This window comes from Hydrangea phyllody phytoplasma, assembly GCF_036985185.1.
GTDB lineage: Bacteria > Bacillota_I > Bacilli_A > Acholeplasmatales > Acholeplasmataceae > Phytoplasma > Phytoplasma asteris.
Window position 1 is genome coordinate 1 of sequence record NZ_BSDA01000001.1, and the last position, 13,964, is coordinate 13,964.

The window sequence follows — 13,964 nt, forward strand, 5'->3', positions numbered from 1 at the left end:
TTTAAAAATAATTAAAAATATTCGTTAATTATCATCTTCAGTTTTCAAAGATTAAAAAAATTAATGGTGAAGGGAGGTGGATTCGAACCACCGTACCTTACGGAACAGTTTTACAGACTGCTGCGTTTAGCCACTTCGCTATCCCTCCGAAATTGCTTAACAATTTCAAATTTATTTACCTTAGATATTATAGCACATATAAAAATGAAAAGCAAGCTTTTTTGATTTTTTTTAAATTTTAATTTGGGTTGTTATTTTTGATAGGAATTTGGGGTTTGGAAAAAGATATTTTGGAATTGGATAATGGTGTTTGAAATATTTTTTTTGCAAAATAAAAAATATATTTATGAAGAAATTATCCTAACTAAATATGTTGCTTTCCAAAAAATGTTTTTTAAAAATTATTTTGCAAACCCTTTATAAAAGGTTTTTATATAAGGATGAAAATTAAGAACTGCAGAAAAAAATATAAAAGTTTTGTTTGTTTTTTACTTAGTTTGATTTTTGAATTGTTGCAAGTATTGATGAAGGAAAAAGTTTTTATAAAGCGTTTTGTTTTAATGCAAAATATTTTTGTTGCATCTTTTTTCTAGTGAGCAAAGTTTGGAAAATAGTATAGGTGTTCCCAACAATCCAATATAAAGACAATATTGGGTTAGAACGCGAGAAAAATACCATCATTAAAATCATAACAACACTCATAATTTTCATACTTTTTTCTGATTGTTTAGCTTTTTGTTTTTGTTCTGAAGTCAAATGATAAGAAGGGTTTTTTAAATAATCTGGTTTTTTAAAACTAATTTTATTCAAAATAAACATCGTTGCTCCCACTAAAAAAGAAAGCAAAAAGATAACAAAAGCATTATTGGGATTAGAAGGGTTTAAATTAATGAATCCTAAAAAGGGCTTTTCAATTAATTTATCAGTTGCAAAAATACCTCCAGGAATAATAAAGCGACTTAAGGTTTGATTAATTGCAATAAATAAGGGAAGTTGCAAGAAAGACAATAAAAAGCCCCAAAAAGAAAAATTATTTTTGCGATAAACTTTGAAAATTTCTAACTGCATTTTTTGAGCTGAGGCAGGATCTTTTTTGAGAGCATATTTTTGCTTTACTTTTTCAATTTCGGGCTGAATTAAACTCATATTCATACTCAAAGTACTTGTTTTAGTATAAATAGGCCAAGTTAAAGTACGGATGAAAATAGTAGCTAAAACAATTCCTAACCCTAAGTTGCCAAAAAACATACCAGAAGCACCAGAAACTAAGAAAGTTGAGAAAAAATATAAAAAAGAGCCAATTGAAATTATTAAAACATTCCAAAAATAACCAAACAGGCTCCATTCCAGTCTAGAAGGAAGTTGAATTGGAACTGAAGAATTAGTTATAAAAAGTTTTCTAGATATTGAATGGTCGTTATTGTTGTTTGTAAATTTAATATCAATGTTAGATGAATCATTATTGGAAGTGTTTTTGATATTTTCTGCATAATGATCTTTGTCAAAATCTAATTTTATATTTTCTAAAGAAAGAGGGATTTTGTTTTCAGATGTTCTAAATTCTAATGCATCTTTTAATTCTTTTTTTTGATATTTATTGTTTTGAATATAATCATCATTAGTGCCTGCAGAAACTGTTAAAAAATCCTTCATTAATTTATTTTTGAATTCGGTTTTTTCTTTATCGTTTTTATTTTTAAAAACATCAGCATCTGGTTTAAAAGTTAAAAAATATTCTTTGTTATTTAATTTAGAAGGATCAAAATTAGAAACACCTTCTACTTCAGGATCTGGTTTTTTCATTAAACCAAAAAAATATTTTGCTTGATTTTTTTTATTTAACATACCTTTAAATTCGTCTTGCATAGCTATTTGAATTTCTTTCTTTTTGTTATTGATAACATAAACCACAAAAATATCAGCACATTCATTTAATTTAGATTCATTTAATTTAGAAGGATCTTTATTTGTAAAATATTCTTCATATTTTTCGTTACTTTTAAAAACAAAAACTTTGTCAAAAACTTCTATTTTTTCACGCTTTGGAGGAGTAAGGAGCCAAAAAAATAACCCGAATAGAAAAATTGCTAAAAATAAAAACTTTTTTTTTGAAGAATGATTTCTAACATCCATTTTAATTAACTCCTTATTTTAGTTATTTGAAAGTAATATGCGAGTTTTAGTAGCAAATTGCAAAAAGAAAGTTTTTAATTGTTGAAAAGTTAGGCTTTTGGCTTGAGCTTTAATAACAATAACAAAAAACATTTTGGGGTTAAGGCAAGGAGAAACACTCCTAATAATTGCTCTTAAACGACGTTTAATTAAATTTCTTTCGTGAGCTTTACCATATTTTTTACCAACACTTAAAGCAAATTTAAAATGAGGAAAGGCAGTTTGTTTGACGTAATAAATAATAAAAAGGGAGTTCCCGTATCTTTTTTTAGATTTAAAAACAGGGGTGATTTCGCTTTCTTTTTTAAGAATATATTTTCTTTTCATCTTCTTAATAATCCTAAAATTCTTAACTTTTATATTCAAAACATCAATTAACCATTTTAAAAAATATAAATTCCACAATTATTAATGATACAATAGCAATAAAAAGAAATTTATCAAATAAACACCGAAAAAGCGGTGTTTATTTTTGGTTTGAATTAATCAAAATCAAGTTAGTTTGATTTCAAACTGTTAGTTGCAAACGTCCTTTAGCTCTTCTTCTAGCAAGAACTTTGCATCCTCCAACAGTTGCCATTCTGGCTCTAAAACCATGAGTTCTTTTTCTTTTGATTTTACTAGGTTGATATGTTCGTTTCATAAAAAAACCTCTTTTCTATTTAATACACTTCCTTAATTATATCTTTTTTAGTATGAAATGTCAAGCCTAAAAGTTTTGAATAATTAAAAAATAGTGGTTGTGGGAGTAAAAATGTAAAAAATAAAATGTTTATAAAAAGAAAGAAAATATTTGGAGAAATGATTTAGTATTAAATGTGTTGAAACTTTTTGGTTGGCTTTTATAACAAATCATTTTTAAAATAATTTCAATAAGCTCTAGCAAATAAGACAGTTTGAAGGGCTTTTTTGTTAGTAACAGGGCAGTTAGCAGTAATTAAATTAGTTTCTAAAATAACTCTGGCAGTAGCTCCTGTTTCTTGTTTAATTTGCAATTCGGCATCAGTTCCTGAAATACTCATTGCTACATAACCACCTTGTTTGAGATAAGTTTTAAATTCTTCATAAGTGGTAGCTTGTTTGCGATTTTGTTCTAAATGTTGCAGTGCTTTTTGATACATGTTATTGTGGATGGTTTCAAATAATTGCGGGATTTGAGATGGCAAATCTTTGGTTTTGATATTTTGTTTGGCGAAGTTATATCTTTGAAAAATAGTAACTTCATCATTTTCTAAACCACGTTTGCCAATTTCTATACGCAAAGGAACACCTTTAAGTTCATATTGACTAAATTTCCAACCAGCAGTTTTGTCTTGTAGATCGAGATGAACGCGATAGTTTTTTTGAAGGATGGAAAAGAGGTTTTCGGATGTTTGTTTTACTGCATCATCTTGAGGTTGCAAAGGAATAATTACAATTTGCATAGGAGAAACATAAGGCGGTAAAACTAGTCCTTCATCATCGCTGTGAACCATAATTAAAACTCCAATTAAACGTGTAGAAACACCCCAAGATGTTTGATGAACATATTTTTTTTGATGGTCGCAATCTTGAAATTGGATTTGAAACGATTTAGCAAAATTAGTACCTAAGTAATGAGAAGTCCCTGCTTGAAGAGCTTGTCCGTCATGCATTAACGCTTCGATAGAATAAGTGATGAGGGCTCCAGCAAATTTTTCTGTTTCGGTTTTTTTGCCACATACAAAAGGAAGGGCTAAAAGGTTTTTGCCTAACTTTTGATAAATATCAAGGATGGATAAAGTTTGCTGCATCGCTTCTTGTTCGGTAGCATGCACAGTGTGTCCTTCTTGCCACAAAAACTCTTTACCTCTTAAAAAAGGTTTAGTCGTTTTTTCCCAGCGAACCACATTGCACCATTGATTATATAACTTAGGTAAATCACGATAAGAAGTGATTGTTTTAGAATAAAATTGCGAAAATAAAATTTCTGAAGTAGGGCGAATCACTAGTTTTTCGGATAAGTTTTTTTTGCCTGTAGTTGTTATCATTGCTGCTTCTGGAGAAAATCCTTGAATATGATTTTTTTCTTTGTGAAATAGTTTTTCTGGAAAAACTAACGGAAAATAAACATTTTGATGACCTGTTTTTTGTAAAGTACAATTAAGATGTTTTTGAATATTTTCCCACAAAGCATAACCATAAGGAAGATAGATAATAAAACCTTTTGCCTCAGAATAAGCTATTAATTCAGCTTTAAGACAAACATCTGTATACCATTTTCCAAAATCAGATGAGCGAGCAGTAACTGTTTTAACTCGTTTCATTGTTTTCATTTTTGCATTACCTTTGTTTAGTTATAATATATTATAAATATTTTAATTAATGTGTTATTTGTGTTGGTTTCAGGAAAAGAACAAACTATAAGCAAAAATATTATAACATGAAAAAATAATAAAAAATAAATATTTAAAAGCATAATGATGACTTGTAAATGAAAGTCTTTTGAAAATATTTATTTTTTAAAGAATCTAACAATTCTTTTATTTCGATTTATAATAATGTTGTTATAGTTTGGAAATGACAAGAAATAATTGCAGTTGAGATGATAATTTGGTAATCCATAATAAAAAAAGGGGGGGATAAAAGTTTTTTTATTGATTAAAAAAATACCAGATATTTATTAAAAAATAAAGGATAAAAAAATAAATTCAAAATGGCGGAGCAGAAGGGATTCGAACCCTTGCACCGATTTCTCGGACTACGTCCTTAGCAGGGACGCCTCTTATAGCCACTTGAGTACTACTCCTAAATTATATTGTATAGATTTGCAAAATAAAAAAATAAATAGGTGAATGTAAGCAAATATAAAAAATAAAAATAAAAAAAGAGGGGATGAAAAAAATAGTAATTGAGATGTGTTAAAAAAATATCCCAAAAGTGGATTAAAAAAATAAAATAAATGGAGGCCCTGAACGGATTTGAACCGTTGATCAAGCTTTTGCAGAGCCATGCCTTACCACTTGGCTACAGGGCCAAAAATCGCTTTAATGCGAGTTTGTTATAATTAAATTAATGAGTGACAAATGGTTTCATTAAAGCTTCAATGTCTTTGACTTCTTTAGGGATGTGTTTGGATAAATTAACAGCCCCTTCTTGAGTGATTAAAATGTTGTCTTCAATTCTTACTCCAATCCCTAAATCTTTTAAATATAGACCTGGTTCGACAGTAATTACGCTGTTTGTTCCAATAACACCTGTATAATTACAAACATCATGAATATCTAATCCTAAGTGATGTCCTAATCCGTGATAGCAATATTGATGGATTGTTTCGCCTTCTTTAAGTAAAGACATTTCTTTTAATCCTTGCAATAAAATATCTTTGCCATATTGGTTTAATTGCGTAAAGGTGTGATTCGGTTTTACCCAAGCAATGATTTCTTTGTTAGCTTTAAGAACTAAATTATAAATATCTTTTTGCAAAGAACTAAATTGTCCGCTTACAGGATAACAACGAGTAATATCAGAGGAATAATGATTATAAGTAACGCCAGCATCAAATAATAAAAGGTCGTTGGGTTTTAATTGGCAGTTAGGTTTGTTATAATGCAAAATTAAGGCATTTTTTCCTGAAGCAGCAATGGTTTCAAAGGATTTTTGAGTTTGGTTATTTTCCAAAAAATAATGAAAAAGAGCAGCTATTTGATATTCATACATTCCAGGTTTTAAGTTTTTTAATAAATAATTAAGGGCTTGATGATTGATATCTAGAGTTTTTTGGATTTGGGTTTGTTCGTAAACGCTTTTTGTTTGACGCAAAGAAAATAAAAAAGAAGAGCTATTATAAACTTGCAAAAAAGGATATAAAGAAGTCATTTTTTGACAATGTTCTAAAGCCCAACTTGCTTTTTGGTCTAAGGTTTGCTTGGATAGGTCAAAATAAAAACCTTCTAAAGAATCCACAAAAGAACCTCTCAAAGGATTTATCATCTGAAATAAAAAAGTTTTAAAAGTTAATATGTTTTTGAGGTTTGATAAATTAATTTGAGATATCAAAGAAGCATCAGAAAAACTCAAAATATCTCCATCCCACAAGGCTTTACTAGGGTTATTTTCTTCTAAAAATAAAAAAGTATGAGATAAATTAGGTGTTTTTACCAACAATAAAATAGTGTTTGGTTGGTTAATTCCTGTCAAATAATAAAAATTATGATCAACTTCAAAAGGAAAAGTTTGATCGCCACTCTTAGTAATTGCTTTTCCAGAATAAAAAAGAGCAGCGGTGTTTGGTTTCATTTTTTGGATGAAATTATTTCTATTGTGCAAAAACATAAAAACACGATTTTCCTTTTTTAAGATAGAAATGAAAAAAATATAAGTTCATAAAGAAAACGGAAAAATGTTTAATATTAAAAAATTGGAATAAAAAAGCAGGCAAAAAACTTGGCAAAATAATTTAACTTTTTATTTGAAAAAATTTGATTTTGGGAAGTAATTTAAACTTTTGCTTTGGGAAATAATTCCAAAAATTTTTAATTTTCAAAATAATGTTTCTTTTTTAAAACATTTAAATAATTTGATTTTGGGAAGTAATTTAAACTTTTGTTTTGCGAATTTCTTGGAAAAATATTGAAAAAATTTGTTTGGCTAAAAGTTTTGCTTTTCTAAATATTAAACATTTGTTTTGTTTTTTATTTTTTTTCTCTATGTAGAGTGTGAGTTCTAGAAAAAGGACAGTATTTTTTTAATTCTAAACGTCCTGGGTTCTTTTTTTTATTTTTATCAGTATGATAATTTTCTCTTTTGCACTCTGTACAAACTAATTTTACTAAATCACGCATGTTAATTTTCTCCTAACTAATTAAGAAATATAGTACTATTATATCAAATTTTTTTAATAAATAATAAAGAGTTTTTAAAATTATTATTTTTTAGTTTTTTTATAATGAGGAGTATTTTTTATTAAGTAAACGTTTTTTAATCCATAAAAGAGTATAAGTCATAGAAACTGTAAAGACAAAAAGGCAAGAAAAGACCAAACAAACAAAGTCATAACCTGAATAAACAAAACGATAAAGTTTGTGATGGCGATTTTCCTTATCTTCTAACTTTTGGGCATTTGCAGGATTATTTAATTTTTGTTTAAAAGGAGAAAAGAAAACATAAGGAAACATTTTAAAAGGATCTCTTTTAGCTGCTTGTTTTTCTGAAGTTATAATTGGTTTGTCTTTTTGCAGATCTTGAAAATAATCTTGCATAGATAAAAAGCCAAATAAACTAAAAAAGGTCATATAAAGCAAGGGATGAATAAAAGCTATCCACATTTTTTTATAAGAAATAGCATAAGAATTGACTTTAAAATAAAAATATAGATAACATAAAGGAGCTAAAGTGTGGTGGAGATGAGAAAGAAAAAAAGAAAGACTAAATTTAGGTTCGTAAAAATGTCTACCTTTATCAATTAAAATGTGAAAAATTAAACCTGCCATCAAAATACTAACTAAACATGCAAAAACTACATAATGATACCATTTTTTTTGTCTTACTTTGGTAAAAAATAAAGCATAAACAATTAATACAAATAAATTACTTTGATGGGTAAAATACCAAACTGTTTTGATAAAAGTGTGGTGCCCAGGATAATAATCTTCTTCGTAATCTAAAATGTTGTCTTCTTTTCCTGTGGTGGCAAAATCAATTTCAGACATAAAAGTAGGGGCTTTGTACTTATATTGCAAATAAATTTGTCCTTTGTTAACACATTCTTTAAAATCACGAAAAAAAACAAGCATTAAAGTACAAATAGACAACATTAAAAAAAGAAAAACAACATTGGAATTTTTAAAATAATTTCTTAAAACAATTTTTTTAAATCTTAATTTTCTTTTCATATCGTTCCTTTTTGGTTTAACATTTAAATATTTACAAATGCAATTCAAATAATGGATAATGAAGATAAGTTATAAATTTGATTAATGATAAATTATTGCTGATGAGATTTATTTTTAGAAACAATAGGTTGAATAATGTTTTGTTCTAAGGCTTGGGGAAAAGGATATTTTTCTTCTCTCATTCTTTTAAATAACAAGTAAATAAAACCTCTTTGATAATCAATGCGAGTAATAACTGCTATTTGGGGTTCGTTTTGAACTTTGGCGCGAGTTCCTATTAAATAATTTTTAGCTGTGGGTTGCAAAAGCACTAACCTACTTCCTTATGGGTTCACTTTATCAAAAAGTGTAAATAAAAAAACAAACTAGTTAGTTTGTTTTTTTATTGTAAAATAATAAAAAACTTAATAGTAAAGATTTTAAGAAACGAAAAGATCTTTAAAACTTTTGCTAAATTTGAAAGTAGGAACCTTTTTAGCTGGAATGTCAATAGTTTTACCAGTTCTTGGATTTTTTCCTTCGCGAGCACTTCTGTTTTTTACTTCAAAGGTGCCAAAACCTGTTAAAGTAACTTTTTCATCTTCTTTGAATTCTTGAAGACTTTGAGAAATAACTTCAATAAAGTTATTAAGAAATTTATCAGCTTCTTTTTGACTAACGCCATTTTTTTCAGCTAATTTTCTTAAAAATTCTAATTTGTTCATTTTTTGCCTCCTTTTCTTTTTATTTACGTACTTATTATAACATCAAAAAAATAATTTACAAGCGCAATCCAACAATTATTTTAAATTATTGGTAATTATTTGCATTTTATTCTTAATTGACTGCGGGGGTGTTTGCAAAATGGATTAAAAAAATGGTGGGTGGGTAAAAAAATAATTTAGAATTCACTTTTGAAAGGTCTTTGCATTAAAGTTGCAAAAACAGTGTCAAAGGGCTTGGATTCAAAAATTAATTGATAAGAGGCTTGAATAATGGGCAGATCTAAATTATGTTTTAATTGCAATTGATAAAAAGCATTAAGAGTTTGGAATCCTTCAATGGTTTGCAAAGAAGAGTCAATAATTTGTTGGTAAGTAATGCCTGCAGCAATTTTAGCACCAGCATTAAAATTTCTGGAGTATTTGCTAAAAGCAGTCACAATTAAATCACCTAATCCTGGAAGTCCTAAAACGGTTTGGGGGTTTCCTTGATAAAAAGTAACTAACCGCGACATTTCTAAAATACCACGACTCATCAAAGCTGCTTGAGAATTAATTCCAAAGTTCTTGGCTACTAAAATACCATTAATAAAGGCTAAAACATTTTTAAAAGCACTGCAAATTTCATTTCCTACCAAATCAGAAGAAGTATATACTTTCAAATAATTAGGGCAAGAAAATAATTTTTGAATTTCCAAGGCAAAAGCGGGATTGGAAGAAGCTGCAGTTAACAGAGTTAGTTTGCGTAAAATAACTTCTTCAGCATGCGATGGACCCATTAAGGAAGCAAAATTAGCTAAAAGAGGGGCAGGAATAACTTGTTTGACAATTTCAGAAACACGCAAAAAAGTTAAAGGTTCAATACCTTTAGAAACATTGACAAACGATTTGGGAGTGGTTAACATAAGGGCAATTTGTTTGAGAAGATGACGCATAAATTTCATAGGAACTGCCAAAACTATCAAATCAGAATAATCAAGGGCTTGTTTAAGGCAAGAAACTGCTTTGACATTTACTAGTGGAGCATTAAAAATGGGATGTTTTCCTTGATTTATTTTTTCCACATAAGAAAGGTTAGTGTCATAGAGTAAAACTTGATTGTTGTTATCAGTTAAAACTTGTGCCAAAGTAGAACCCCAAGCACCACTGCCAATAATAGTAATTTTCATAAAATATAGCTTCTTTCTTGTAATCAAAATAGCAAAAACGGTCATGAAAAAAGTTACAGCAAATATGACAAAAGTTTTTTTGATAATTAAAAATAAGGTTGAATTTTTTTCAACCACTATAATTAAATCATAAAATAAGAACAAATAATAAAATACTTGCAAACAAAATGCAAAAAGAAGGAGAAGGAGAAAAAGGGGGATTCAAAATAGTTTTAAAAATTAGACTTTTTTTTATGAAAAATAATTTTGAGGGGTGTTCCTTCTAAATCAAGGCTTTTTCTAAATTGATTTTTTAAAAATCTTTCATAAGAAAAATGAATATGTTTAGGGTCATTAACAAAACAAAGAAATTCAGGAGCTTTGGTTTTAGTTTGAAAAATATATTGAAACTTAGCTTTTTTTTGATTAAAGAAAGTGGGAGGAGTTATAAGAGTTGCTTCTTGTAAAATATCGTTTAAAAGACTAGTGCTAAACTGACTTTTATAATTGTTAAAAACTTGTTTTAAAATAGCAAAAATTTGAGTAAGACGACTTTTTTTCAAAGCTGATAAGAAAATAACAGGCACATAAGATAAAAAAACAAACTCTTGACGAATTTTTTGCTCAAAGTTCTTTAGGGTATTGGTATCTTTTTCTAACAAATCCCATTTATTGACAATAATAATGCAAGCTTTATGATGTTCTAAAATAAACCCTGCAATATTTTTATCTTGTTCTAAAATACCTTCTTTAGCATCTAAAACTAAACAAGCAATATCTGCTTTTTCCAAAGCACCTAAAGCACGCAAAACGCTGTATTTGTCTTCTTGTTCATAAATTTTACCTCTTTTTTTAATACCTGCAGTGTCAATAATTTGGTATTTTTGCCCATCATTTTCAAAAAAAGTATCAACAGCATCGGTGGTAGTTCCTGCCATATCAGAGACAATCATTCTTTGAGATGCTAAAAGAGAATTAGTAAGGGTTGATTTGCCAACGTTTGGGCGTCCCACAACACAAAATTTAATAATGTTGTTGTCTTTTTCTTGGTTTTGGTTTTGTTCTGGTTCTAACAGTTGTTTTTCTGGGATTTCATAATTAAATTCGGAAGGGGGGCTTTGCAAAGGTGTATCTATTGGAAGGTCTTCTAAAAAGGAAGAATCAGAAATTAAAGCAGCATCGCGCATAAGAAAAACAATTTTATCTAACAAATCACCTATACCTATACCATGTTGAGTACTAATTGCAAAAGGAGTATCAAATCCCAGAGCATAAAATTCATAAGTGTTAGATAATAAATTGTGGTTGTCAATTTTATTAACTGCCAAAAGAACTGGTTTTTTAGTTTTATACAAAAGTTTAGCTAAATAAATGTCATTTTGAGTAAGTCCTGTTTGCCCATCAACTACAAAAACAATTACATCAGCTTCATCAACTGCAAGTTGAGCTTGTAATTTAATTTGTTCCAAAAAAGGAGTTGATTGAATTTCGATACCGCCCGTATCAATAACTCCAAATGTTTTAGTAAGCCACTCGGCAGTAGCATAAATGCGGTCCCGAGTAATGCCTGCTTTTTGATGAGTAATAGCGTGTCTTTTCCCAATAATACGGTTAAACAAACTTGATTTGCCAACATTAGGACGACCCACAATAGCAATTTTAAAAGACATTTAAGTTCTCCTTTTTTTATTAATTAAGGCAATAATTTTGGCAATTAATTCATCAATCGATAATTCGGTAGTGTCTAGTAAAATGGCATCTAAAGCTTTAGATAAGGGAGCAAGTTGGCGATGATAATCTTTATGATCGCGTTCCTTGAGTTGTTTCATAATTTGAGCAATGTCTGTGATTTTTCCTTTTTGGGCATCTTCTTGTTGTTTTCTCAAAGCTCTTTTAGTAATGTTGGCAGTAAGAAAAATTTTTAAATTAGCATCTGGCATTACAACTGTTCCAATATCTCTTCCATCCATAATTAAATTAGGAGTATTGGCACAAATTTCTTTTTGCAATTTCAATAATTTAGTTCTTACAGCAGGAATTAAAGCTACTGAAGAGACATGTTTTTCGACGTCCAAAGACTTAATTTTTAAAGAAACTTCTTCTTGATTAAGAAAAATTTTATTACAAGAATAAGAAAGATTGATTTTATCTAAAGCTTGATTAAGACTTTTTTCATGATGCCATGAAACTTTATTTTCTAACAAATATAAAGTTAGTGCCCGAAACATTGCTCCAGTATCAATGTGATTCCAACCTAATTTTTGGGACAACTTTTTACTAATAGTGCTTTTGCCAGAACCTGCCGGACCATCAATGGCGATTTTAAAACTTTTCATATGCATATATAACTAACTCCTTATAGTGATCTTAAATTTACTAAATTAATGCGGTATTTGAGTAGTTAAGGTTTTTAATTTTTTGATTTCATGAATTTTTAAAGGGCGATAAGCACCTATTGTGAGATTTTCAATAGTTAAAAAAGAATAACGATAACGTTTTAACTTTAAAACTTGATAGCCTAAAGCTTGCAGCATTTTACGAACTTGCCTGTTTTTTCCTTCAGTTATTACTAGCTTTAACCAAGTAGAAGGTTTGGGTGTATAAGAACTTTTCAAAATATCAATTTCTTTACAAACAGCCAAATAATTTTTATCAATGATAATTCCTTTGCGGAATGTGGCAAGGTCTTTTTTTTGCAAACAAGCATTAATTTTAACATGATATTCTTTAGGAATACAAAAGGAAGGATGGGTTAATTTTTGAGTAAGATCGCCGTCATTAGTAATTAAAAGTAGTCCTGTAGTATTAAAATCAAGACGTCCTATCGGATATAATCTTTGTATGCTTGCTTCTTCGATTAAATCCAAAACAGTAGGGCGTTTTTTATTGTCTTTGGCAGTGGAAAGAAATCCATTGGGCTTGTTGAGCAAAAAATAAGAATAAGTGGTTTTGGTGATCAGTTTGTCATCCAAAGTTATAATGTCGCTGGAAGATACTTTGGTTCCTAATTCAGAAATAATTTTGCCATTAACTTTAATGCGTTTTTCTAAAATTAAAATTTCTGCTTTTCTTCTAGATGCCACATTTGCATAAGCCAAAACTTTTTGTAATCTTTGCATTATTTTCCAATCCTTCCTTACTTGATTGTGTGGTTTGATGTTTAAAAACTTATTATTAAAATATTGTTCAAAAATGTCTTTTGTTTTTCTAATAGTTAATAATTAAAAATATTGCAAATTAAAAAAAATAACGCGGATAATATTTATTTTCATCCAAGGTATCATAATAAGCAACAAAATTTTTATTACTATCTTTAACTATAAAAGGTTTTTTAGTAGTTATTTGTCTTTGGTCTAAATGAGTGCCGTTTTTTACTAACTTAATTAAATAATCATTTAAAATAAGTTCATCGTAAGCAGCAAAAAAAGTACTATCCAAAATCAAATCATTGAGTTCTAAATTTTCAATAGTTTTAGCATTTTGTAATAAATGCGTGCTAATTGCAGTTCTTTGCAAACGAAGAAGAGCGCCATAAGTATTTAATTGCAAAGCTAGATCGCGCGCAAGACTTCTAATATAAGTTCCTTTGGAAACATGTGCCAAAAAATCTACTTGGTCGCGACAAAGCAAAGATGTTTTTTCAAAATTATGAATAAAAACTTCTCTTGGAGGAATATCTACAACTTGATTTTTGCGTGCTAAACGATACATTTTTTTTCCTTTAATTTTAACTGCTGAAAACATAGGAGGTATTTGCAAATACTTTTTTTGATGAAAAGATGCAAAACTTTTTTGGATGGTACAATCAGTTAAAGGGGTGTTTTTGGTATCCAACAATTTACCTGTCACATCCAAAGTATCATAATGTTTATTAAAAAGAAAGGTTCCTTGATAAGTTTTTGGTAGTTTATCGAACAAAAAAGCCAGTTTAGTGGCTTTACCCACACAAATAATTAAAAGTCCTGAGGCTAAAGGATCAAGAGTTCCTGTGTGTCCTACTTTGTCAAAATGAAATTTTTTTTTAATTTGAAAAACTACATCATGTGATGTCATCTTTTCTGGTTTGTTGACTAAAAAAAATCCGTTCATAA

Annotated in this window: 14 protein-coding genes and 3 tRNA genes; all 17 read right to left on the reverse strand. The window is 28.6% G+C overall.

Features of this window, described 5'->3' with window-relative positions; all coding sequences use genetic code 11:
• Positions 1 to 64: 64 nt before the first annotated feature.
• The 17 genes from AACP42_RS00005 to truB all read right to left on the reverse strand — a co-directional run bounded on the left by AACP42_RS00005 (position 65) and on the right by truB (position 13,962).
• Positions 65 to 148 (reverse strand) — tRNA-Tyr (locus AACP42_RS00005).
• 392 nt (positions 149 to 540) lie between these two features.
• Entirely contained in the window at positions 541 to 2,133 is a 1,593-nt protein-coding gene (locus tag AACP42_RS00010; RefSeq protein WP_212775500.1) for a YidC/Oxa1 family membrane protein insertase, read from the reverse strand.
• 18 nt (positions 2,134 to 2,151) lie between these two features.
• Positions 2,152 to 2,499, reverse strand: a complete 348-nt coding sequence (rnpA, locus tag AACP42_RS00015) for a ribonuclease P protein component (RefSeq protein ID WP_212508864.1) — start codon at positions 2,497 to 2,499, stop codon at positions 2,152 to 2,154.
• A 181-nt stretch (positions 2,500 to 2,680) separates the two neighbouring features.
• A complete protein-coding gene (gene rpmH / locus AACP42_RS00020; RefSeq protein ID WP_024563646.1) occupies positions 2,681 to 2,815 on the reverse strand; it encodes a 50S ribosomal protein L34 in 135 nt (44 codons plus the stop codon).
• Between the two features lie 226 nt (positions 2,816 to 3,041).
• On the reverse strand, positions 3,042 to 4,466 hold the full coding sequence (gene proS, locus AACP42_RS00025) for a proline--tRNA ligase (protein WP_212775499.1): 1,425 nt from the start codon (positions 4,464 to 4,466) through the stop codon (positions 3,042 to 3,044).
• A gap of 381 nt (positions 4,467 to 4,847) precedes the next feature.
• Positions 4,848 to 4,939, reverse strand: a tRNA-Ser gene (locus AACP42_RS00030).
• Positions 4,940 to 5,093: 154 nt separating this feature from the next.
• Positions 5,094 to 5,167, reverse strand: a tRNA-Cys gene (locus tag AACP42_RS00035).
• Positions 5,168 to 5,202: 35 nt separating this feature from the next.
• Positions 5,203 to 6,465, reverse strand: coding sequence for an aminopeptidase P family protein (locus AACP42_RS00040; RefSeq protein WP_212775498.1), 1,263 nt, complete (start codon positions 6,463 to 6,465; stop codon positions 5,203 to 5,205).
• A gap of 359 nt (positions 6,466 to 6,824) precedes the next feature.
• Positions 6,825 to 6,974: a 50S ribosomal protein L33 gene (gene rpmG / locus AACP42_RS00045; RefSeq protein WP_212775497.1), complete on the reverse strand. Its 150-nt coding sequence runs from the start codon at positions 6,972 to 6,974 to the stop codon at positions 6,825 to 6,827.
• A 99-nt stretch (positions 6,975 to 7,073) separates the two neighbouring features.
• Entirely contained in the window at positions 7,074 to 8,024 is a 951-nt protein-coding gene (locus AACP42_RS00050) for a hypothetical protein (RefSeq protein WP_212775496.1), read from the reverse strand.
• Between the two features lie 92 nt (positions 8,025 to 8,116).
• Positions 8,117 to 8,335 (reverse strand): hypothetical protein, encoded by a 219-nt coding sequence (locus AACP42_RS00055; RefSeq protein ID WP_180365488.1) that lies wholly within the window; start codon positions 8,333 to 8,335, stop codon positions 8,117 to 8,119.
• Positions 8,336 to 8,443: 108 nt separating this feature from the next.
• On the reverse strand, positions 8,444 to 8,728 hold the full coding sequence (locus AACP42_RS00060) for an HU family DNA-binding protein (protein WP_212775495.1): 285 nt from the start codon (positions 8,726 to 8,728) through the stop codon (positions 8,444 to 8,446).
• A gap of 176 nt (positions 8,729 to 8,904) precedes the next feature.
• Entirely contained in the window at positions 8,905 to 9,894 is a 990-nt protein-coding gene (locus AACP42_RS00065) for an NAD(P)H-dependent glycerol-3-phosphate dehydrogenase (protein WP_212508870.1), read from the reverse strand.
• Between the two features lie 212 nt (positions 9,895 to 10,106).
• Entirely contained in the window at positions 10,107 to 11,543 is a 1,437-nt protein-coding gene (der, locus tag AACP42_RS00070) for a ribosome biogenesis GTPase Der (protein WP_212775494.1), read from the reverse strand.
• On the reverse strand, positions 11,544 to 12,209 hold the full coding sequence (gene cmk, locus AACP42_RS00075; RefSeq protein ID WP_212775503.1) for a (d)CMP kinase: 666 nt from the start codon (positions 12,207 to 12,209) through the stop codon (positions 11,544 to 11,546).
• Positions 12,210 to 12,254: 45 nt separating this feature from the next.
• Positions 12,255 to 12,992 carry a pseudouridine synthase gene (locus tag AACP42_RS00080; RefSeq protein ID WP_212775493.1) on the reverse strand — a complete coding sequence of 246 codons (738 nt, stop codon included), beginning with the start codon at positions 12,990 to 12,992 and terminating at the stop codon, positions 12,255 to 12,257.
• A 118-nt stretch (positions 12,993 to 13,110) separates the two neighbouring features.
• Entirely contained in the window at positions 13,111 to 13,962 is an 852-nt protein-coding gene (truB, locus tag AACP42_RS00085) for a tRNA pseudouridine(55) synthase TruB (RefSeq protein ID WP_212775492.1), read from the reverse strand.
• Between the last annotated feature and the right edge of the window lie 2 nt (positions 13,963 to 13,964).

Bases quoted from the DNA above. Each gene is read 5' to 3' on its own strand.
- AACP42_RS00010 (WP_212775500.1), bottom strand. From the start codon at position 2,133: ATGGATGTTAGAAATCATTCTTCAAAAAAAAAGTTTTTATTTTTAGCA.
- rnpA (WP_212508864.1), bottom strand. From the start codon at position 2,499: ATGAAAAGAAAATATATTCTTAAAAAAGAAAGCGAAATCACCCCTGTT.
- rpmH (WP_024563646.1), bottom strand. From the start codon at position 2,815: ATGAAACGAACATATCAACCTAGTAAAATCAAAAGAAAAAGAACTCAT.
- proS (WP_212775499.1), bottom strand. From the start codon at position 4,466: ATGAAAACAATGAAACGAGTTAAAACAGTTACTGCTCGCTCATCTGAT.
- AACP42_RS00040 (WP_212775498.1), bottom strand. From the start codon at position 6,465: ATGTTTTTGCACAATAGAAATAATTTCATCCAAAAAATGAAACCAAAC.
- rpmG (WP_212775497.1), bottom strand. From the start codon at position 6,974: ATGCGTGATTTAGTAAAATTAGTTTGTACAGAGTGCAAAAGAGAAAAT.
- AACP42_RS00050 (WP_212775496.1), bottom strand. From the start codon at position 8,024: ATGAAAAGAAAATTAAGATTTAAAAAAATTGTTTTAAGAAATTATTTT.
- AACP42_RS00060 (WP_212775495.1), bottom strand. From the start codon at position 8,728: ATGAACAAATTAGAATTTTTAAGAAAATTAGCTGAAAAAAATGGCGTT.
- AACP42_RS00065 (WP_212508870.1), bottom strand. From the start codon at position 9,894: ATGAAAATTACTATTATTGGCAGTGGTGCTTGGGGTTCTACTTTGGCA.
- der (WP_212775494.1), bottom strand. From the start codon at position 11,543: ATGTCTTTTAAAATTGCTATTGTGGGTCGTCCTAATGTTGGCAAATCA.
- cmk (WP_212775503.1), bottom strand. From the start codon at position 12,209: ATGAAAAGTTTTAAAATCGCCATTGATGGTCCGGCAGGTTCTGGCAAA.
- AACP42_RS00080 (WP_212775493.1), bottom strand. From the start codon at position 12,992: ATGCAAAGATTACAAAAAGTTTTGGCTTATGCAAATGTGGCATCTAGA.
- truB (WP_212775492.1), bottom strand. From the start codon at position 13,962: ATGAACGGATTTTTTTTAGTCAACAAACCAGAAAAGATGACATCACAT.